Origin of the sequence: Spirillospora sp. NPDC048819, assembly GCF_040650055.1 — a bacterium.
GTDB lineage: Bacteria > Actinomycetota > Actinomycetes > Streptosporangiales > Streptosporangiaceae > Spirillospora.
The window spans coordinates 42,972-62,104 of record NZ_JBEZGN010000025.1 but is presented as its reverse complement, the minus strand read 5'-3'; the positions used below and the strand labels follow the sequence as shown (position 1 = coordinate 62,104).

At 69.8% G+C, this 19,133-nt stretch carries 20 protein-coding genes; 17 read left to right on the top strand and 3 right to left on the bottom strand.

Going from position 1 to position 19,133, the window contains the following annotated elements; all coding sequences use genetic code 11:
* Positions 1 to 278 precede the first annotated feature (278 nt).
* A complete protein-coding gene (locus AB0C35_RS28825; protein WP_358462293.1) occupies positions 279 to 1,631 on the top strand; it encodes a DUF222 domain-containing protein in 1,353 nt (450 codons plus the stop codon).
* 251 nt (positions 1,632 to 1,882) lie between these two features.
* Entirely contained in the window at positions 1,883 to 2,356 is a 474-nt protein-coding gene (locus AB0C35_RS28820; RefSeq protein WP_358462291.1) for a carboxymuconolactone decarboxylase family protein, read from the top strand.
* Between the two features lie 41 nt (positions 2,357 to 2,397).
* Here the strand turns inward: AB0C35_RS28820 and AB0C35_RS28815 are convergent, their stop codons facing one another.
* Positions 2,398 to 2,745, bottom strand: a complete 348-nt coding sequence (locus AB0C35_RS28815) for an integrase core domain-containing protein (RefSeq protein ID WP_358462288.1) — start codon at positions 2,743 to 2,745, stop codon at positions 2,398 to 2,400.
* Positions 2,746 to 3,256: 511 nt separating this feature from the next.
* Between AB0C35_RS28815 and AB0C35_RS28810 the strand changes: the two genes are divergently transcribed.
* From AB0C35_RS28810 to AB0C35_RS28760, 11 genes are all read left to right on the top strand, one after another.
* Positions 3,257 to 3,460, top strand: coding sequence for a hypothetical protein (locus AB0C35_RS28810; protein WP_358462285.1), 204 nt, complete (start codon positions 3,257 to 3,259; stop codon positions 3,458 to 3,460).
* 247 nt (positions 3,461 to 3,707) lie between these two features.
* Positions 3,708 to 4,160: an SRPBCC family protein gene (locus AB0C35_RS28805; RefSeq protein WP_358462282.1), complete on the top strand. Its 453-nt coding sequence runs from the start codon at positions 3,708 to 3,710 to the stop codon at positions 4,158 to 4,160.
* Positions 4,157 to 4,507, top strand: a complete 351-nt coding sequence (locus tag AB0C35_RS28800; protein ID WP_358462279.1) for a winged helix-turn-helix domain-containing protein — start codon at positions 4,157 to 4,159, stop codon at positions 4,505 to 4,507. Before AB0C35_RS28805 ends, AB0C35_RS28800 begins: the two co-directional genes overlap by 4 nt.
* 45 nt (positions 4,508 to 4,552) lie before the next feature.
* A complete protein-coding gene (locus AB0C35_RS28795; RefSeq protein ID WP_358462276.1) occupies positions 4,553 to 4,975 on the top strand; it encodes an SRPBCC domain-containing protein in 423 nt (140 codons plus the stop codon).
* 818 nt (positions 4,976 to 5,793) lie between these two features.
* Positions 5,794 to 6,036, top strand: a complete 243-nt coding sequence (locus tag AB0C35_RS28790) for a hypothetical protein (RefSeq protein ID WP_358462273.1) — start codon at positions 5,794 to 5,796, stop codon at positions 6,034 to 6,036.
* 213 nt (positions 6,037 to 6,249) lie between these two features.
* Positions 6,250 to 7,299 (top strand): LacI family DNA-binding transcriptional regulator, encoded by a 1,050-nt coding sequence (locus AB0C35_RS28785; protein WP_358462270.1) that lies wholly within the window; start codon positions 6,250 to 6,252, stop codon positions 7,297 to 7,299.
* Between the two features lie 63 nt (positions 7,300 to 7,362).
* Positions 7,363 to 8,583 (top strand): extracellular solute-binding protein, encoded by a 1,221-nt coding sequence (locus tag AB0C35_RS28780; protein WP_358462267.1) that lies wholly within the window; start codon positions 7,363 to 7,365, stop codon positions 8,581 to 8,583.
* 34 nt (positions 8,584 to 8,617) lie between these two features.
* Positions 8,618 to 9,835, top strand: coding sequence for an ABC transporter ATP-binding protein (locus AB0C35_RS28775; protein WP_358462264.1), 1,218 nt, complete (start codon positions 8,618 to 8,620; stop codon positions 9,833 to 9,835).
* Positions 9,825 to 10,754: a sugar ABC transporter permease gene (locus AB0C35_RS28770; RefSeq protein WP_358462261.1), complete on the top strand. Its 930-nt coding sequence runs from the start codon at positions 9,825 to 9,827 to the stop codon at positions 10,752 to 10,754. The genes AB0C35_RS28775 and AB0C35_RS28770 overlap by 11 nt, the downstream gene beginning before the upstream one ends.
* Positions 10,751 to 11,626, top strand: a complete 876-nt coding sequence (locus AB0C35_RS28765) for an ABC transporter permease subunit (protein WP_358462258.1) — start codon at positions 10,751 to 10,753, stop codon at positions 11,624 to 11,626. The genes AB0C35_RS28770 and AB0C35_RS28765 overlap by 4 nt, the downstream gene beginning before the upstream one ends.
* A 160-nt stretch (positions 11,627 to 11,786) precedes the next feature.
* Entirely contained in the window at positions 11,787 to 12,542 is a 756-nt protein-coding gene (locus AB0C35_RS28760) for an SDR family oxidoreductase (protein ID WP_358462255.1), read from the top strand.
* 104 nt (positions 12,543 to 12,646) lie between these two features.
* Here the strand turns inward: AB0C35_RS28760 and AB0C35_RS28755 are convergent, their stop codons facing one another.
* Both AB0C35_RS28755 and AB0C35_RS28750 read right to left on the bottom strand, forming a co-directional pair.
* On the bottom strand, positions 12,647 to 13,786 hold the full coding sequence (locus tag AB0C35_RS28755; RefSeq protein WP_358462252.1) for a DUF2637 domain-containing protein: 1,140 nt from the start codon (positions 13,784 to 13,786) through the stop codon (positions 12,647 to 12,649).
* Positions 13,787 to 14,074: 288 nt separating this feature from the next.
* The gene (locus AB0C35_RS28750) at positions 14,075 to 14,791 is read right to left on the bottom strand and encodes a dioxygenase (protein ID WP_358462250.1); all 717 of its coding nucleotides are present in this window, start codon (positions 14,789 to 14,791) and stop codon (positions 14,075 to 14,077) included.
* A 237-nt stretch (positions 14,792 to 15,028) separates the two neighbouring features.
* On the opposite strand from AB0C35_RS28750, the gene AB0C35_RS28745 reads away from it, so the two are divergent.
* The 4 genes from AB0C35_RS28745 to AB0C35_RS28730 all read left to right on the top strand — a co-directional run bounded on the left by AB0C35_RS28745 (position 15,029) and on the right by AB0C35_RS28730 (position 19,043).
* Positions 15,029 to 16,018 carry a helix-turn-helix domain-containing protein gene (locus tag AB0C35_RS28745; protein ID WP_358462247.1) on the top strand — a complete coding sequence of 330 codons (990 nt, stop codon included), beginning with the start codon at positions 15,029 to 15,031 and terminating at the stop codon, positions 16,016 to 16,018.
* A gap of 101 nt (positions 16,019 to 16,119) precedes the next feature.
* Positions 16,120 to 17,532 carry an erythromycin esterase family protein gene (locus AB0C35_RS28740; protein ID WP_358462244.1) on the top strand — a complete coding sequence of 471 codons (1,413 nt, stop codon included), beginning with the start codon at positions 16,120 to 16,122 and terminating at the stop codon, positions 17,530 to 17,532.
* 44 nt (positions 17,533 to 17,576) lie between these two features.
* Positions 17,577 to 18,359: a DUF427 domain-containing protein gene (locus tag AB0C35_RS28735; protein ID WP_358462241.1), complete on the top strand. Its 783-nt coding sequence runs from the start codon at positions 17,577 to 17,579 to the stop codon at positions 18,357 to 18,359.
* A gap of 42 nt (positions 18,360 to 18,401) precedes the next feature.
* Positions 18,402 to 19,043, top strand: coding sequence for a LysE family translocator (locus AB0C35_RS28730; protein WP_358462238.1), 642 nt, complete (start codon positions 18,402 to 18,404; stop codon positions 19,041 to 19,043).
* Positions 19,044 to 19,133: the final 90 nt, after the last annotated feature.

Genomic DNA, 19,133 nt, shown 5'->3' with positions numbered 1-19,133 from the left:
TGCTTGAGTTGAGGTTCTGTGCGGGGCTCTGCCCTGCGCGCCTACCGGCGCCCCGAGATCAAACGTTCACCTGGGTGGATGCGTCCGGTTATGCGCCGCCGCAAGGCGTTGACTCCAATGGATTTTATAATTCCAGGTGGATCCGAGGGCGGTCACCCGATGTTGGCGATCGAATCCGGGGTTGGAAGACTCCGACTATCTTACAGGTCTTAATATTCTCACCTCGAAAACCCGTGCGATCGTGGATACGCAGTGTGATCTTTCGATATCATTGAGTCATGTGTTCGACCGAGGTGATCGATGTGGCGTCGATGTCCACCAGTGAGCTGGTGGACGCGGCTGCCGCGATCGCGGCCGAACTCGCCCAACGTGAGGTGCCCGGTGCCCCGGCGGTGTGCCTGCGCGATGCCGAGACGCTCGGGCGCACCATCGACCTGTACGAGAGCGCCCTGGCCGAGATGATCGGCCGAGTGGACGCCTCCGGTGAGATGCGCCGCTGGGGCTACCCCTCCACCCGCAGTTGGCTACGTACCAGCCTGGGGATGCGCGAGGCCCGCGCCAAAGAACGCATCGCCCTGTCCCGCGAACGCCACCGCGTCCCCGAGGTCACCAGGCGACTCGCCATCGGGGAACTGTCCTACGGCTATGCCGCCACCATCGCCGGGGCCGTTACCCGCCTGAACGACGAAGACTGCACCGCTGCACAGGACATCCTCCTCGACTTGGCCCGTCAGGGTTTCTCCGCCGGGAAGGTCGCCGCGTTCGGCAACCGGATCACCGACCTGATCGCCGACCGTGACGGCACCCAAACCCCGGACGCGGACTCGCGGCGCGGCTACGAGCACTCCTGGATCGACTCGACCCGCGCCCTGGACGGCGGCCGCTTCCTCAAAGGCTGGCTGAATGCCGAAGACGCCGCCCTCTGGGACGGCACCCTCGCGCCCCTGGCCAAACCCGCCGGTACCGAAGACCGCCGAGACCTGTCCGAACGCACGGCTGCCGCGCTGACCAACGTCCTGTCGGGCGGGCACAAGGCGACCAAGGTCACCGTCATCTGCGACCTGGACACCCTCACCGGCGGCCGCGCCCCCGCCCGCCTCACCGACGGCACCCCCATCCCCGCCGAGCAAGCCCGCCGCATCGCCCTCTCCGCCGGAGTCTCCCCACTCATCCTGGGACGCGGCCATATCCCGCTCTATCTCGGCCGTTCGGTCCGATTCGCCAGCGCCGGCCAACGCCGCGTTCTTGAAACCCTGTACCCCACCTGCGCGGTACAGGGCTGCGAAGTCCCCGGCACCCTGGCCGAAGTCGACCACGTCAACGGCTGGGCCCTCGGTGACACCCCCACCGACATCGACAACCTCGCCCTGGCCTGCGGCTTCCACAACCGGTTCAAGGCGTCAAACCCCGACCAGATCCACATCACCCGAAGTGTCAACGGCCGTTACATCTACCGGCTCCTGTCCCCGGAAGACTCTCGCGACCGGCACCGACCACCTGAGGGCGTCCCCAATCCCTGGGATCCACCCGTGGAGTCGTGCCCGTCGCGCCGCCCGCATCACCGCCACCGAACGCGCTCCGCACGAACCGGGCCCTCCACCCGAGGACGACGCCAAACCGCGGGCCCATGACCACCCCCACGCGTCGCGTCGCCGCACCGCCACATCACCACGCCCGGGCTGCCGTCCGCCTGCTCCGGTGGACTCCACCAGCACGCTCGTCGGCCTCCTGGTCGCCTGGCCTGTCCTGCGATGCAGCCTGCCGCAAGGTCGTCGTGACCAGGTGATCCAAAGCCTGCGGCCTCACACTCGGTCGGCGGTCACGTCTTGCCGAGCCGCTCCGTCATTTGAGGTGTCACAGCTGACACGGCAAGGAGATCAACATGGACGCTCGTATCAACTACTACGGCACCTCCGTCGCGGCCAAGTACATGAAGTACCTCCAGTCGGCGGGCAAAGTGCTCGCGGACTCGACGCTGCCGGTCGCGACACAGGAGCTGGTGAAGATCCGTGCCAGCCAGATCAACGGCTGCGCCTACTGCATCGACATGCACACCAAGGACGCCGCGCAAGCCGGGGAGACCTCGCTGCGACTCAACCTCGTCGCGGCGTGGCGGGAGGCGACGGTCTTCACCGACGCCGAGCGCGCCGCCCTGGAACTGGCCGAACAGGGCACCCGGACCGCCGACGCCGCCGGCGGTGTCACCGACGAGGCATGGGCGAACGCCGCCAAGCACTACGACGACGACCAGCTCGCCGCCCTGGTGTCCGTCATCGCCCTCATCAACGCTTGGAACCGCATGAACGTCATCACCCAGCAGCCCGCCGGTGACTACCAGCCCGGCCAGTGGGAGTAACCGGCAGCAACGCCGACCGCCCAGCACCGATGTCAAGCCCCTCAAAGCGTGGAGACGTTGTTATGCCACTTCGGCCCTGAGCTGGGCTGTTGATCCCCTTCGCGCTTCTGCCGACTGCCGGCTGCCGGCTGCCGCTCGAACGTGATCGGCGAGAGCCCGTCGTTGGCGCTGTGTCTCCTGTGGGTGTTGTAGAAGTCGGCGATCCAGGTCGCGACCTTGATCCGGGCCCCGGCGCGGGTGGTGAAGTGCTGCCGGTGGACGAACTCGACCTTGAGCGTGGAGTTGAATGCCTCGGTGGCGGCCTTGTCGAGCGCCGAGCAGTATGCCGTCCCAGATCCGCAGGCGGCAACGGATACCCCTCGGCAAGCTCGCCGTCCCTGATGGAGCAAGACCGCATCGGAAACGGGTGCTTTGGAGCCGGATACCTCGTCAACAGATGGTCACCGCCCACAGCACCCGCTCACAGCCCCCCGCCGCGGAGGCCCAGGGCCGGTGCCATAAGGAACGAGCGCCAGAGATGATCACCTTCCGGCCGCCCAAGTGTCTGGTACGTCGGCTCGTTGCTCTGTCCGCGACCTGCATGACGCAGCCTTCTCCCTTCGGCGCCACCCGACGCGATTACCAGCTGCGGCGACTCGGGTCCTTGGCGCGCTGTCAGAGGGTCATTCGGCTTTCCACGGCCGCCGCCAGCGCACAGTCACCCGTGCCGATGGCCTGCCGGTCGCGTCGATGAGATCGCGGCGCCGCATGATGGAACACCCGACTGCCCTATGACGTCGTCGGGCGCCAGAACCTGCCCCGTGCGTCTTACTGAGCCGATCCGCGCCGACTCGGCCATCAAAGACCGGGCCGGCCTCGTGACCAGGATGACGGCGTACGCCGGTCTGTGACTGTGCAGGTGTGGCCATCAAGGGCCAGATCACCCGGAACTGGATGGTGCCGCAGCCTCTTGGCGCTGGCCTGGCAGGCAAGAACTACCGGCGGTGTCGATGGCACCACCACCAACTGGAGGACGTCGCCGAACGCGATGTGCCCGTTCATCCCGCGTGCCCCGCCGTCGGTGCGCGGTGGCTGAGCCTGCCCCTGGGCGTGGCATTTCGCTAATGCTGCGCGCATTCGTGCGGGGGAGGCGTCGTCGGTCCTCGTGTAGGGCTTCTCGTCGGTGGGTGGGCTTTGAAGTTGGTGCTGGTGCTGGTGCTGGTGGGCGGGGCGCTCGGCTGCTGGTGATCGGGTCGGGCTCGGAACGGCTCGGCTCCTCCGCCGCAATGCGCAACCGAAGGTTGCGTGATCCTGGACTGTGCGCTAGCTTGACATGCAACCAAACGTTGCGCGTCGAGATGGAGCGAAGAGTATGGAGTTCGGCAGCATCGAGCGCGAGATCCACGTGGACGCCTCGCCCGAGGTGGTCTTCGAGGTTGTCAGCCGCCCGGAGCACATCTCGAAATGGTGGACCGACGACGCCGACATCGAAGCGGCTCCCGGCGCGGTGGGTGAGCTCGTCTGGGGCGACAGGGCGGAGGTCGTCCCGATCGTCGTGGTGAAGGCCGAGCCTCCTCGATTGTTCTCGTTCCGCTGGGGCCATCCAGACGGCAAGGTCGAAGACTCCGCCGACTCGCTGCTGGTCACCTTCGAGCTCATCCCGTCGGGTGCGGGTACACGGATCCGGCTCACCGAGACCGGATTCCGGGAGATGGGCTGGGAGATCGCCAAGCTGGAAGAGCAGTACCGCGACCACGTCGTCGGGTGGGACACCTTCGTTCCCCGGCTCGGGGAGTACCTCGCGCGGCTGGTGTCCACCTCATGACCGCCGCCGTCGACGACGACCTGTGGTCCGCGGTCGGCGACCCGACCCGTCGGCGGATGCTCGATCTGCTCTTGGTGGACGGCGATGGAACCGCCACCAGCCTCAGTGAGCAGCTGCCCGTGACGCGGCAGGCCGTCGCGAAACATCTCGGCGTACTCGACCGTGTCGGCCTGGTGCACGCGTCGTCCGCTGGGCGGGAGCGGAGGTACCGGGTGGACGAGGTGCAACTCGCCCGCGCGGTCGCCCAATTGTCCTCGGTGGGGGCGGCTTGGGACGCCAGGCTCCGGCGCATCAAGGAGATCGCCGAAGCGATTCAGCGCAGCAAAGACCAGCACGGCACTCAGTAGTTCGTCTGGAAAGAGGAAACGACAATGGTGGACATTTTGCACAGGGTGGGAATCAAGTCGTCGGTGGCGGAGGTCTACGCGGCGTTGACCACAGCCGAGGGGCTGGCCGACTGGTATACGACCGACACGAAGGGCGAAGGCGACGAGCTCGGCGGCGTGCTCCAGTTCCGGTTCGAGGCGGGCGGATTCGACATGAAGGTCCTGGAGCTCCACCCGGACAAGCGCGTCCTGTGGGAGGTGATCGACGGGCCTGAAGAGTGGATCGACACGCACGTGGACTGGAAGCTCGATCAGGTCGACGACTACACCATCGTTCTCTTCAAGCACGAAGGATGGAAGGAGCCGGTGGATTTCATGCACCACTGCAGCACCAAGTGGGCAGTGTTCATGATGAGCCTGAAGTCGCTGATCGAAACCGGGAAGGGCGCCCCGGAACCAGACGACGTCAAGATCGACAACTGGAACTGACGTTCCGCTCACCTCGTGAGCGAACCGGGATCTCGCATCGTCGAAATACATCCTCGCAATACATCGCCTCCGTCGGCGGCATCGCTGCCGGCGGAGGCGGTTGTCACGCAACGGCGTAGGCCTCTGCCGACGGCTTGGCCGTTGTCTACGGACGCCATTGTCCAGTGGACGGCTACCACGCCGGAATCGGGAGGAAAGCGTCGCTGTGAGCCTTGAGGGTGTATTCGCCTGGGGCTCCGAACATTCGTCGGCGCGAGTGACGCAGGCGGTCAAGGGCGTTGTGGCCACGGGCCTCCCGGGGGCTCGGGGAACACGAGACGTGCGGCGGTGTCGCGGACCCTCTGGGCGGGGTGAACAGGGGGATACGGGCGCTGGGTGAGTCTCGTCGGTTCGCCGGATGGGCTGCGGCACCGGGGGCGGCTCCGTGGCTGGAGCCAGCTCGATCTGGCGATTAGGGCGTAAAGGACCCTGTCACTTGAGCTCCCTCGGACGGGGTTCCCGGCGCCTGGTCGCGCCATGGTCGCGCGGCTCGCCGAGTCGCTGAGCCTGTTGCTGCGGGAGCGAAACGGGTTGTTTATCGTCGCGGGTGCGCGCCGGTTGTGTCGAGTCGACGCTCGACGGGCCGGAGCTCGGCCCGGTGCGTGAGGCTCCGGAGATTGTTTTCGCCAGGCAGATGCGTTGCCTCGCTGTCGTCGTCCGGCCGTACGGCGAACTGGTCGCCGCCGACTTGGCGTTCGGTCTCGGCGGAGGGTGCCGCGCCGGAGCTTCCGGTGCCCCCCGGGTCGCCGTGCTGCGGCTCGCTCTTTCACCCTGGATGGATGGCCCGGCGGGTGGAGAACCTGGCCGAGTGGGGCCGCCGCATCACCGGCGGCCTGCGGAGCGAGGCGCTGGATAGCCCGGATCCTCGCCTGGACGGGCTGATCGCCGAGTTGGACGGTCAGCTTTCCGTCGTGTCGCCGTCCGCAAGCCACCTGGGCTTTGCCGTTCCGCTGCGGGTGCGCGTGCCGGAAGGCGGAGTTGCGCCTCATCAGCACAGTCACCTCGTTCGCCACCACCGTTGAGATCACGTTGTCGACGCTGCGACTCGATGCGTTTCTGCCGGCGGACGAGACCGCGGGCGGCGATCCGCAGGAGGCGTGCGTAGCCCGTCAGGGCGGCTGGTGTGCGGGTCACGGTGGAAGGACGGGTGTGCTCAGGTAACGGGTTCGTCACGGGCACGGGTTCTTGGCGCCTGCCATTGACACTGTTCCGCAAACGTTTTCATAATCTTCGCCATGAGCGCGGACAGCACCCGGGCCTCGATCCGGGCCGTGGCGAGCCTCGCAGGGGTATCGCCTTCGACGGTCTCGCGTGCGCTGAACTCCCCGGAGCTCGTGAACGCCGAAACCCGGCGGCGCGTGCTCGAATGCGCCGAGCGGCTGGGCTACCAGCCGAACCGTGCGGCGCAGTCGCTGGTCCTCGGGCGGACCCGCAACATCGGGCTGATCGTCCCCGACATCGCCAACCCGTTCTTCGCACCGTTCATCAAGGGCGTGGAGGCCTACTTCAGGGACACCGAGTTCGCGGTGTTCCTGGCCGACACCGACGAGGACACGGCGACGGAGGTCAGGCTGGCCGAGGCCATGGTCGAGCGGGTGGACGGGCTGATCCTGTGCGCGCCGCGCATGTCGGGGACGCGGCTGCGGGCCGTCGCGTCCAAGACGACCGTGGTCCTCGCCTACCGGACGAGCCGGGCCGCGCCCTCGATCGTGTCGGATTTCCAGTCCGGCATGGACCAGGCGGCGGCGCACGTCCACGCGCTCGGCCACCGGCGGTGCGCGTACCTGTCCGGTCCGGCCAACTCGTGGTCGAACCGGCAGCGGCGCAAGTTCATCGGCGCCGCCTGCGCGGAGCGCGGCATCGAACTCGTCGATCTCGGCCCGTACGAGCCGCGCTTCACCGGCGGCTTCCGGGCCGCCGACGAGGTCCTCGCCGCGGGTGTGACCGCGGTGTTCGCCTACAACGACCTGGTCGCGCTCGGGGTGCTGTCACGGCTCACCGCGCGCGGCGTTCCCGTCCCCGGAAGGCCCGCTTCCGGGGGACCCGTGTCCGGTGGGGGCTCGTACGAAGGGCTCAGCATCGTCGGGTTCGACGACGTCCCGATGGCGTCCATGACCAATCCGCCCCTCACGACGGTGGCCATGCCCGTGAACGCGCTGTCGCGGGCGGCGGCCGCCACCATGCATTCGATGCTCGACCCCCGGGCGCCGAAGGCGCCTCCCCTGCCGCCGGCCGCGGAGCTGGCGACCCGACTCCTCATTCGAGGCACCACCGGGCCGGTGTGAGCCCGGCCCGGCCATCAGGACGAGACGTCTGAGACCAGGCGTCCTGCCAGGAGGACCCACCCCATGAGAACTCCTCGATCCGCCCTCCTCACCCTCGCGACCGCCGCCGGCCTGCTGCTCGCCGCGTGCGGCGCGCCGGGCTCGGACGGCGGCACCGCGTCCGAGCCGTCGGCGGCGGACGTCAAGATGCCGTCCGAACCCGTCACCCTGAACATCATCGACGTCGCCGGGAACCTGCAGCTCACCCAGGAGATCTTCGAGAACTACAAGAAGGATCACCCGGAGCTCATCAGCAAGATCACCTACACGAAGGCGACCTCGCCGGAGCTGGCGGGCAAGGTCAAGGCCCAGCAGGACGCCGGGCAGATCGACATCGACCTGGTGCTGACCGGCACCGACGGGCTCTCCGCGGGCCTGGAGCAGAACCTGTGGGTCGACCTGGTCGGCAAGTACTCCAGCAAGCTTCCCGACCTGAAGTCGCTGTATCTGGAGCCGGCGTCCAAGATGCAGGACCTGGCGCAGGGCAAGGGCGTCGTCGTGACGTACTACCCGTCCGGGCCGCTGCTGGAGTACAACCCGAAGACGGTGTCGGATCCGCCCACCACGGCGCAGGAACTGCTGGACTGGGCCAAGGCGCACCCGAACAAGCTGATGTACGCGCGCCCGTCCAACTCGGGACCCGGACGGACGTGGCTAATGGGCCTGCCCTACATCCTCGGGGACAAGGACCCCATGGACCCGACGAACGGCTGGGCCAAGACCTGGAAGTACCTCAAGGACCTCGACCAGTACGTCGAGTACTACCCGACCGGCACCACGCAGACGATGAAGGAGCTGGGTGAGGGCACCCGCGACATCATCCTCAGCACCACGGGCTGGGACATCAACCCGCGCGTGCTCGGCCAGGTGCCGAAGGACGTCAGGATCCAGCCGCTGGACGGCTTCACCTGGGTCACCGACGCGCACTACATGGTCGTCCCCAAGGGCGTATCGGGTGAGAAGCTCGCCGTGCTGCTCGACGTGATGAAGTTCGCGCTCCAGCCGCAGCAGCAGGCGATCACGTTCGACAAGGGCTACTTCTACCCGGGCCCGGCGGTGAAGGGCGTGACGCTGGACATGGCGCCGGCCGAGAGTCAGCAGGCCATCAAGGAGTTCGGGCGTCCCGAATACGACAAGCTCATCGCCGACAACCCGAAGGCCCCGCCGCTGGACGCCAAGTCCCTCGTCGCCGCGTTCGACCGCTGGGACCGCGAGATCGGCGGGCAGAAGGTCAAGAAGCAATGACGCGAGGAGACTCCGCGTCCCCGGGAGGTGCGTCATGATGGCGGAGACCGTGCTGGAGGGCGCCGGCGGAGGGGACGCGCACGCCGCGTTCGGGCATCTGCGCCTTGACGGCGTGACCCGCCGCTTCGGCAAGGCGACGGCGCTGCACGGTTTCGATCTGCGGATCGAGGGCGGCGAGTTCATCGCCCTGCTCGGGCCGTCCGGCTGCGGCAAGTCGACCGCGCTGAACTGCCTGGCCGGGCTGCTGCCCCTTTCGGACGGCGCGATCTGGCTGGACGAGGAGCGCATCGACACGCTGCCGCCGGAGCGCCGCGGGTTCGGGATGGTGTTCCAGAACTACGCGCTGTTCCCGCACCTGTCCGTCCGCAAGAACGTCGCGTTCGGGCTGTCGGTCCGGCGGGTCGGAAAGGCCGAGACGGCCCGCCGGGTGGACGAGGCGCTCGCGACGGTCGAGCTGACCGAGCACGAGCACAAGCTGCCCGGCCAGTTGTCGGGCGGGCAGCAGCAGCGGGTGGCGATCGCCCGCGCGATCGTGCTGCGGCCGAAGCTGGTCCTGATGGACGAGCCGCTGTCCAACCTGGACGCCAAGCTGCGCGTGCAGATGCGGACCGAGATCCGGCGGATCCACCAGGACCTCGGCCTGACCACCGTGTACGTCACGCACGACCAGGAGGAGGCGCTGGCGCTCGCCGACCGGGTCGTGGTGCTGCGGTCCGGCGAGATCGAGCAGATCGGGACGCCGGAGGAGGTCTACACCCACCCGGCCAGCGCCTACATCGCCGGATTCATGGGCTATCGGAACCTGCTGGAGCTGCCCGTCCTGCCGGGCGGCGGCCCTGTGAATGGCGGGGCTGTGAGTGGCGGGGCCGAGGGCGGCAGGGTTTCGCTCGGGGAGAAGGGCGGTCTCACGCTGACGGGGGTGTGCCGGCGGCCGATCGCGGGGGCGCGGGCGGTCGCCGCCGTCCGCCCCGAGGACTTCCACGTCGCCGGGCCGCCCGGCTCGGCGACGGGGGAGAACCTCGTGACGGTCCGGGTGGAGGTGTCGGAGTTCCACGGACGCGAGGTCGCCGCCGAGGGGGTGATGGACGACGGCCGCGTCGTGCACTTCAGGTCGCCGGAGCGGATCGCGCCGGGGGAGAGGGTCGCGCTGACCGTCCCGCCCGAACGCGTGCTCGTGTTCGGGGAGAGCGCCCGGGACGCCGCGGAGGCGTTCGACGACCCCGCGGAGATCGGGGTGCAGGATGGCGGTTGAGGCTCCCGCCCGTCCACCGAAGACGCCGGTGCCGCGGCGCAGCGGTCTGCGGCACCGGCTCGCCGAACGCGGCGTCGACCGGGTGCTGCTCCTGCTGCTGCCCGCGGTGCTGGTCGTCGGGCTGCTGTTCATCTATCCGATGGCGTACGGGGTGGGCCTGTCGCTGCAGCCGAAGAACGGCGGCGGCCCGTTCGGCAACTACGCCGACTTCTTCCGCGACTCCTACGAGCGCAGCACCGTCTGGAAGACGCTGCGGCTCGCCCTCCCCGCCGCGCTGATCAACGTCGGCGCGTCGGTGCCGATCGCGTACCGGCTGCGCGGGAAGTTCCGGGGGCGGCGGCTGCTGACGGCGGCGCTCGTCCTGCCGGTGACGCTCGGCACCGTCCTCGTCGCGGACGGGCTGCTGCGCTACCTCGGCCCCAAGGGGTGGTTCAACCGGGTCCTGATGGACATCGGGCTCGTCGACGAGCCCGTCCGGCTGATCTACAACTACTGGGGCGTGCTGTTCTCGCTGCTCATCACCGGGTTCCCGTTCGCGTTCCTGCTGGTGCTCGCCTACATGTCGGGCATCGACCCGACGCTGGAGCGGGCCGCGGCCACGCTCGGCGCCGGGCCCTGGCAGCGGATGCGGCGGATCATCCTGCCGCTGCTGGCACCGGGCCTCGCCACCACGTTCGTGCTCGCGTTCGTGCTGGCGTTCTCGGTGTTCCCGTCCGCGAGCCTCGTCGGTGAACCGGCGGGGGAGACGCGGGTGATGGCGATCGCGGCCTACCAGGCGGCGTTCGAGAAGTACGACTACTCGATGGCCTCGACCATCGCCGTGCTGATGGGCGTGTTCGAGCTGCTCGTCATCTCGGTGACGCTGCTGCTGCGCGGCCGCCTGTACACCGGGCCCGCGATGGGAGGTAAGGGATCATGACCGCCGCTGTAGCGGGCAACGCCGCCCCGGTGCGCAGGAGACGGCTGCCGACGGGCCGGATGAGCGGCTGGTTCGTCTGGGCCTGCGTCGCGTTCTTCCTGGTCAACCTGGCCGCGCTGATCCTCTCGGTGATCGTCAACTCGTTCGGCACGAAGTGGTTCGCCGGCTGGCTGCCGCAGGGCTTCACCACCGCCTGGTACTCCAACGCCTGGTCGGAGTTCGCTCTCGGCGACGTGCTGACCGTCACGCTGGAGATCACGCTCATCGTGGTGGCGCTGTCGCTGCTGATCGGCGTGCCCGCCGGGTACGCGCTCGCGCGGCGCGACTTCCCGGGCAAGCGGATCGTGATGTTCCTGCTGCTGCTTCCGGTGCTGCTGCCGCCGATCACCTACGGCATCCCGCTCGCCACCGTCCTGTACAAGGTGCACCTGGCGGGGACGATGACGGGGGTGATCGTGGCGAACCTCGTCCCGGCGCTGCCGTTCGTCATCCTCGTCATGACGCCGTTCGTCGAGCAGATCGACACCAACGTGGAGTCGGCGGCGCGGATGTGCGGGGCCCGGACACGGCAGGTGTTCACGCGGGTGCTGGTGCCGCTGCTGCTGCCCGGCATCCTCGCCGCGGGAATCCTGGTGCTGGTCCGGACCGTCGCGATGTTCGAGCTGACGTTCCTGGTCGCCGACGCCGACAGCCAGACCCTGATCGTCGCGCTGTACAGCGCCGCGTTCACGCCGGGGATCCGCGCCGCGCAGGCCATCGACGCGATGGCCGTGATCTACATGGCGCTGTCGGCGCTGCTGCTGATCATCGCGCTGATGTTCGTCAACCCGACACAGATCGTCGCCCAGGTGAGGGAGGCTCCCAGCGAATGAACCTCAGGCATGCGAGGCCCAGGCAGGTCGGGCACAGGCAAGTTGGGCTCAGTCGAGTTGGGCGCAGGCAGGTCAAGCGCAGGCAGGTCGGGCGCAGGCGGGTCGGGCACAGGCTGGTCGGGTTGGGCCATGTCGGGTGCGGTCGAGTGAGCATGGCCATATGAGCGCCGTGCGGTTCGACTTCTCGGGGGAGCGGGTGCTGGTCACCGGGGCCGCGGGCCTGATCGGCCGCGCGCTGGTGCACCGGTTCGCGGACGCGGGCGCCGAGGTGCTCGCCGTGGACGTGGACGCCGAGGGGCTGAAGGTCTTCGACGCGCTGCCCGGGGTCACCACGATGGACGGCGACCTGGCCCGCGAGGACGTCGCCGACGCCGTCTTCGAACGGCTCCGCCGGGACGGCGGCCTGGACGTGCTCGTGAACAACGCCGCGATGACCGAGCTGCGCACCCCGTTCATCGACATCGACACCCCCGTCTGGGACGCGGTGATCGCCGCGAACCTGCGCTCGGCGTATCTGCTGTCGGTGCGCGCCGTCCGGTACTGGCGCGACGCGGGGCGCGGCGGCGCGATCGTCAACATGTCGTCGCCGGGCGGCTCCCGTGCGCACGACGACCAGAGCGCCTACGACGTGACCAAGGCGGGCATCGAGGCCCTCAGCCGCGCGATCGCCGTGGAGCTCGGCGGGCTCGGCATCCGCGCGAACTGTGTCGCGCCGGCCAGTGTGGTCGGGGAGGTGCGGCCGGCGACCGATCTCCCGGCGGGCCGCACGACCGCTCCCGAGGAGGTCGCCGACGCGACGCTGTTCCTGGCGTCGCCGGCGGCGGCGCAGCTCAACGGGCATGTCCTGCGGGTGGACGGCGGCCTGCACGCCCGACTCCGCACCGACCCGTCCCAGGAGCAGCAGCGCGACGCGTAGGGCGCACGGTCCCGCCCCGGCATGGGCGGGGCGGGATCGGTTCGGCGATCTTGCGGGTCGGGTGGGTCAGAGCGGGTCGGGTGGATCAGAGCGGGTCGGGTGGGTCAGACGCGCCAGGAGCGGACGAGTTCGTCCAGCATGGTCGGGTCGTAGACGATGCCCTGCGCCCTCAGTTCCCCGGCGACGAGTTCGCCGTCGCCGTGGTGCTTGGCCAGCAGCCGGTACACCGCGTACGGGAACCAATGGTTGTCGCTGATCCGCTGGATCTCCGCCTCGTCGGTGGCGTAGCCCTCGGCCCTGACCTCGGCGAGCGTCCCGGTGACGTCGCCGTGGCGGCGCTCCAGGACGTCGATGACGAGGGCGCGCAGGCCCTCCGGGTCGCGTGCGGGCGCCACGGCGGGCTCCTCGGTGGCCGTGCCGTAGCCGCTGCGGCCGTTGAGGCTTCCGCGCGCGGCGGCGCTGACGACGGCCAGTTCGGGCGCGGGCTCGGGTTCCGGAGCGGGCGCCGGAGCAGGAGCGGCCGCCCGGGCGTGGGCGGGCTGAGCGGGGGCCGCCGGTTGTGCGGGTGCCGCCGGCTGAGCCTCGGCTTCGGCGCCGGCCTCCGCCTTGGCCGCGGTCTCCGTCGCCGTGGCGGAGCGGCCGGACTCGATCGCCCTCCCGGAGTGGCCGGGGACCTGGATCCGCGGGAACGGGCCGGTGTTCCGCATGGGCATCAGCGTGATCTGGTTCAGCGTGACGGGCCCGGCGATGGCGCGCGTCTGCGGCTCCGGCTGCTTGGGCGGCTCCTCCTCTTCCTCCTGCTGCGCCACGTACCGGTGCAGCGTCCGCAGCAGGACGAACAGGCCGAGCATCGACACGATCGGCGGGACGGCGGCCGTGGCCTGGTACGAGAACGTCTTGTGGCCGACGTGGCCCACGTTGAAGACGAGGCTGGCCGTCCAGCCGGCGAGGGCGATCGTCAGCGGCAGGAAGAAGTCCAGCCAGCTCAGCAGGGCCCGGCGGCGCAGCACGAAGGCGTCTATGGCCAGCAGGAAGAGGCCCAGCTCTCCCACGATGATGAACAGGTCGACCAGGAGCGGGAACGATTCGGCCTTCCAGCCCCGCAGGCCGTGTTCCATCGCCCAGTGATAGAGGCCTGCATAGGACTGGGCGAAGCCACCGGCGGTGGCGGTCAAGACCGCCGCCGCCATGAATGCGATGGCCCCCCACCGTGTGATGACCTGTGCCCGGTTGGCAACGCTCATGCGGGGTGTGCTCCAGATTTGCTTACCAACTGAAAGTTATCGAAGGGAGACTATCCATTCCTTTGGTGTTTCGTAGGGGATTCGCATCACGTCTCGGTCCCATTCCGGTCGGACGCCGGAGAGGACGACGGGCGGATAAAGGGTGCGAAACGACGCTTTTCGGACGACAGGTGCGTTGGGCCATTCGGGGTCGGCCGTGTGCGGGGCGTCCGTCCCCGCCGGTGCGCACTGGCGGCCCGGCGGGGACGGGGTTCCCGTGGAAGCTGCGGAGCCGTGGCTGCGAACCGGCTACGGGACGCGCAGGACGAAGTCGAACGCCGCCGCCCGCCCGGTCGGGCCGGTCCGGACGTCCATCAGCAGCTCGGGATCGAAGAGCATGTCGGTGGAGTTCCGCGGCTCGTTCGGGAAGTAGAGCTGCGTCGTCAGGATCCGCTGGTACGGCGCCTGGACCTTGACGTGGATGTGCCGGGTGCGTCCCGGATAGAGGCCGGGCACGATCGTGGTGAGGCTGAATCGTCCCATTGTGTCGGTGTACTGATGCCCACGCAGCGTGTATCCGTAATTGTCGTAATTGCCGTAATTGTCGGCCTGCCAGAAGTCGAGCAGCGCGCGATTCACCGGACGGCACGACAGGGAGTAGACGATCCCGGTCACCGTCAGCGGGGTCCCCGGCATTCCCGGCGTCACGATCGACGAGCGCTCCGGGGAGCCGGGCTTGAAGTAGGGACCCTCCATCTGCGGCGGGGTCGGGTCGTCCCCGTCGTCGCACTGCGGCGTCGGAGTGAGTCGCGGCCGCCCGGCGCGAGCCTGCGCGGGTGCCGCGGACGTCGCCGCGGGGAGCGCGAGCGCGCCGAGCCCCGCGGCGACGATGAAGCCCTTGCGGCTGATCCCGCGCGGCCGCCCCTCCACCGGCGGACGTTCGGCCGACGGCGCGGGATCGGCCGACGGGGCGTGCTCGTCCGCTTGTGATCGCTTGTCCGGTGGGTTCTGGGCGTCTGTGGACATGGCGGTTCCTCTCGGGGTCGTCCGGCGATTCGGCCGGCTGGCGGGGCTCCCTGGGAGTTCGCCTCCTGTATAAGCCGTTCCCGGACGGGTGGTCTTGGCGCTGCCTGCCGGGGCTTTGGCGTCGAGTGCCAAAGCGCGCCCTCAGCGTCGTATCGACTCGCTCCTTGACGCCCCTGACTGGACGTAGAAACGTTGCGGTCGGCGTCCGAGACCCCGCCCGCCGACCGGAGGAGCGTCATGCCCACGCTCGCTGACACCTCGGACCACCCTGCCCGCGACCAGGCCGAATACTGGCGTCATCTGATCACTTCGGCCTTCGGGCCGTTCCACGTCCAGCCGCGCGCCCCCGGCGGGTTCGCCGCCCGCCTGACGGGCCGCACCCTCGGGCCGATCGACGCCGGTGACGTGCACGCCCCGGCGCACGCGGTGCGGCGCAGCGCCCGGCAGATCGCCCGCGACACCCGCGAGTGCTACAAGCTCGGCCTGGTGCTGCGCGGCTCGTGCGTCCTGCGCCAGAACGGCCGCCGCGCCCGGGTCGGGATCGGGGACGTGGTGTTCTACGACCTCACCCGGCCGGTCGAGATCGTCTTCGGCCCCCACCACATCTTCACGGTCGTGATCCCGCACAGCGCCGTCCCGCTGCCGCCCGACCGGCTGGCCGCGTTCGGCGGCACTCTGATGACCGGACGCACCCGTGGCGGGCGACTCGTCTCCTCGCTCCTGGCCGCCCTCGCCGACAACGGGGACGGGGATGGGGATGGAGACGGCGATGGAGGCGGGGCCGAGCCGTACGCGCACCATCTCGGCGGTGCGGTCGTCGAGTTGGTGACGGGGGCGGCCGGGGAGTGGCTGGGCGCGCCGCCGTCCTCGCATCCGGAGGCGGCGGAGATGCTGCGCGCGATCAGGGAGTGGATCGAGGCGAACCTGCATGACCCCGCCCTGTGCCCGGCCATGATCGCCGAGGCGCACCACATCTCCGTCCGCCAGTTGTATCGGGTGTTCCAGCCCGCCGGCACGACCGTCGCCCGCTACGTCCGCGCCCGCCGCCTCGAACACTGCCGCCGCGAGCTCGGCGACCCCTTCCTCGGCACCCAGCGCATCGGCGCGATCGCGAACCGCTGGGGCCTGCCCGACGCCGCCGGCTTCAGCCGCGCGTTCCGCGCCGCCTACGGGCAGACCCCCACCGCCTACCGTGCCGCCGCCACCGGCATCCGGAGGGAGGACTAGCCGCATCGATGCCCGGAACCTGGGAAGGGCGGGGGAAGACGGCAAAGGGGGATCGTCGATATGCCACGCCAAGGAAGCCGCAGCGAGCGGAGGGGATCGCGGTGAGTCCTGAAGCGAGCCCTCCGGCGAGCACCGCCGAGGAAGTCCACGGCGCGGCGCTGCCGCTGGAGTACGAGGATGACCTCGACCCGCTCATGGACCGGATCGGGGACGCGCGCTGCGTGCTGATCGGCGAGGCCAGCCACGGCACGCACGAGTACTACGCGTGGCGGGCGGCGCTGACCAGGCGGTTGATCGCCGAGCGCGGGTTCTCGTTCGTCGCGGTCGAGGGGGACTGGCCGGACTGCCGCAAGGTCGGGCGGAGCGTGACGCTGGCGCCGGGCTCGCCCGAGGACCCGCGGGAGGTCCTGGACGCCTACGAGCGGTGGCCGACGTGGATGTGGGCCAACGAGGAGACCGTCAAGTTCTGCCGCTGGCTGCGCGACCACAACGCGGGCCTGCCGCCGGGCGAGCGCGCCGGCTTCTACGGGCTGGACGTCTACAGCCTGTGGGAGTCGCTCCGGGCCGTCGTCGACTACCTGGCGGCGCATCGTCCGGAATCGCTGGACGCGGCGCTGGAGGCCTACCGCTGCTTCGAGCCGCACGGCGAGGACCCGCAGGCGTACGGGTGGAACACCGCGCTCGTCCCGGACGGGTGCCGGGACGAGATCCTCGCCCTGCTGACCAGGCTGCGCCGGCCGGTGACCCACGGCGACGCCCGTGACCCCGTGGAGGAGTTCGACGCCCGGCAGAACGCCGAGGTCGCGGCCGGGGCCGAGCGGTACTACCGCGCCATGATCCACGGCGGGCCGGAGTCGTGGAACATCCGGGACGTGCACATGGCCGACACCCTCGACCGGCTCATGGAGTTCCACGGGGGCGGGGCGCTCTCCCGGCCCGGGACCGGTCCCGGGGATCGGGCCGGCAAGGCCGTGGTGTGGGCGCACAACACGCACGTCGGCGACGCGCGGGCCACCGCCATGGCCGACGTCGGGATGGTCAACCTTGGCCAGCTCGTCAGAGAGCGGCACGGTGATCGGCAGGGCTGGCACGGTGATCGGCGGGGTCCGGAGGGTGATCGGCGGGGTCCGGAGGGGGTCGTGCTGATCGGGTTCGCCGGCGGGCACGGCGAGGTGGTCGCGGCGCCGCGCTGGGGCGGCCCGATGGAGAACATGCACGTCCCGCCGCCGGCGCCCGGGTCGCTGGAGGCGGTGCTGGCGGAGTCGGAGCTGCACCGCGGGATGTTCATCGTGCCGCCCGAGCCGGACAAGCCCGCCTTCCTCACCCGGACGCTCGGGCACCGCGCGATCGGTGTGGTGTACGACCCGGACCGCGACCGGCGCCAGTACGTCCCGACGAGGCTCGCCGACCGGTACGACGCCCTGTGCTGGTTCCGGATGACGTCCGCGCTGGAGCCGCTGCACCTTGAGGCGGCGCGCCGTGGTGAGCTGGAGACGCTGCCGACGGGAGTATGAGCCGGCGGGGGCATGAGGAGCCAACGGAGCGTTAGGAGCAGGGAATGTCGCTGACCATGCGGCCGGGACCGCTGGCCGGTTCGCCGGGAGACGAGGTCAACTTCAGCATCGACGGGCCGAAGCACAAGCTGTTCATGCACGGCTTCCCGCGCCGGGTGCGTGCCCGGTTCGCGGGGGAGACCGTCCTGGACACCGAGCGTGGACGGCTCCTGCACGAGACGGGCCTGCTGCCCGTCCTGTACGTCCCGGAGGAGGACGTGCGGACCGATCTGCTGGAGCAGACCGGCCACACGACGCATTGCCCGTTCAAGGGCGACGCCGCGTACTGGACGGTCCGGGTGGGCGACCGGGAGGCGGAGAACGCGGTGTGGGCGTATCCGGAGCCGAAACCCGAGTCGGAGTGGCTGCGCGGGTTCATGGCGTTCTACTGGGGCCGGATGGACGCCTGGTACGACGAGGACGAGGAGGTCCGCGGGCATCTGCGCGACCCGTTCCACCGCGTCGACGCCCGCGCCTCGTCCCGGCACGTCCGGGTGCTGCTGAACGGGGAGGTCGTCGCGGAGACCGAGCGGCCGAAGCTGCTGTCGGAGACCGGGCTGCCCAACCGCTTCTACATCCCCGCCGAGGACGTCCGCCTCGGGCTGCTGAGCGAGAGCACGAAGCGGACCGTCTGCCCGTACAAGGGCGAGGCCACGTACTGGTCGCTGGACGGCGCGGAGGACGCCGCCTGGTCCTACGAGGATCCGCTTGAGGCCACCGTCAAGGTCGGCGGCCACCTGTGCTTCGACCATGAGGCCCTCACGATCGAGAGCGAGCGGCGCGGGTAATCGGGCTCGCGGCAAGGCACGTCGCTGCCGCATGATTTGTCTATGGTGGACACATCCTTGTACGCCGCGTTCGTCGTGGCGGCGCTCGCCCTCTGCCTCAGCCCCGGACCCGACATGATGTTCGTCGTCGCCATGGGCGGGCGCGGAGGGCCCGCCGCCGGTGTGATGGCCGCGATGGGCGTCGGCACCGGCGCCCTCACGCACGCCGTCGCCGCGATGCTCGGCCTTTCCGCCCTCTTCACCGCCCTGCCGACGCTGTACCACGTGCTGCGCTGGGTGGGGGCCGCCTACCTGCTCTATCTCGCGGTGAAGGCGTTCCGGGACCGCGGCGACCCCGCCGCGGAGACGGACGTCGCCGGGACGGGGCGGCCCCGCTCGTACTGGCGGCGCGCGTACTGGCAGGGGGTGGTCACGAATCTGCTCAACCCAAAGGTGATCTTGTTCAACATCGCCTTCCTGCCGCAGTTCGTGAACCCCTCCCTGGGGCACCCGATGATGCAGTTCCTCGTCCTCGGGATCACGCTCGTGCTGATCGGCCTCGCCGTCGACTCCGGGGTCGGGCTGCTCTCCGGACGGCTCGCCGACCTGCTGCGGCGCAGCCGCCGGGTCGCGCGGTGCCTGAACATCTTCAGCGGGACGGTGTTCACGGGCCTCGCCGTCCGCCTGGTCGCCGTCCCCAAGTGACGCCTTCCGGTTTACTGTTCAAGTGACTCCGGGCATGTCAAGGATTCAGCGCGCGCCCTGCCGGATGAGCCTTGCGGACCGGAGGCGGGA

Bases quoted from the DNA above. Each gene is read 5' to 3' on its own strand.
- AB0C35_RS28745 (WP_358462247.1), top strand. From the start codon at position 15,029: ATGCCCACGCTCGCTGACACCTCGGACCACCCTGCCCGCGACCAGGCC.
- AB0C35_RS28800 (WP_358462279.1), top strand. From the start codon at position 4,157: ATGACCGCCGCCGTCGACGACGACCTGTGGTCCGCGGTCGGCGACCCG.
- AB0C35_RS28820 (WP_358462291.1), top strand. From the start codon at position 1,883: ATGGACGCTCGTATCAACTACTACGGCACCTCCGTCGCGGCCAAGTAC.
- AB0C35_RS28730 (WP_358462238.1), top strand. From the start codon at position 18,402: ATGGTGGACACATCCTTGTACGCCGCGTTCGTCGTGGCGGCGCTCGCC.
- AB0C35_RS28755 (WP_358462252.1), bottom strand. From the start codon at position 13,786: ATGAGCGTTGCCAACCGGGCACAGGTCATCACACGGTGGGGGGCCATC.
- AB0C35_RS28750 (WP_358462250.1), bottom strand. From the start codon at position 14,791: ATGTCCACAGACGCCCAGAACCCACCGGACAAGCGATCACAAGCGGAC.
- AB0C35_RS28790 (WP_358462273.1), top strand. From the start codon at position 5,794: ATGGCCCGGCGGGTGGAGAACCTGGCCGAGTGGGGCCGCCGCATCACC.
- AB0C35_RS28760 (WP_358462255.1), top strand. From the start codon at position 11,787: ATGAGCGCCGTGCGGTTCGACTTCTCGGGGGAGCGGGTGCTGGTCACC.
- AB0C35_RS28770 (WP_358462261.1), top strand. From the start codon at position 9,825: ATGGCGGTTGAGGCTCCCGCCCGTCCACCGAAGACGCCGGTGCCGCGG.
- AB0C35_RS28780 (WP_358462267.1), top strand. From the start codon at position 7,363: ATGAGAACTCCTCGATCCGCCCTCCTCACCCTCGCGACCGCCGCCGGC.
- AB0C35_RS28805 (WP_358462282.1), top strand. From the start codon at position 3,708: ATGGAGTTCGGCAGCATCGAGCGCGAGATCCACGTGGACGCCTCGCCC.
- AB0C35_RS28785 (WP_358462270.1), top strand. From the start codon at position 6,250: ATGAGCGCGGACAGCACCCGGGCCTCGATCCGGGCCGTGGCGAGCCTC.
- AB0C35_RS28775 (WP_358462264.1), top strand. From the start codon at position 8,618: ATGATGGCGGAGACCGTGCTGGAGGGCGCCGGCGGAGGGGACGCGCAC.
- AB0C35_RS28735 (WP_358462241.1), top strand. From the start codon at position 17,577: ATGTCGCTGACCATGCGGCCGGGACCGCTGGCCGGTTCGCCGGGAGAC.
- AB0C35_RS28825 (WP_358462293.1), top strand. From the start codon at position 279: ATGTGTTCGACCGAGGTGATCGATGTGGCGTCGATGTCCACCAGTGAG.
- AB0C35_RS28765 (WP_358462258.1), top strand. From the start codon at position 10,751: ATGACCGCCGCTGTAGCGGGCAACGCCGCCCCGGTGCGCAGGAGACGG.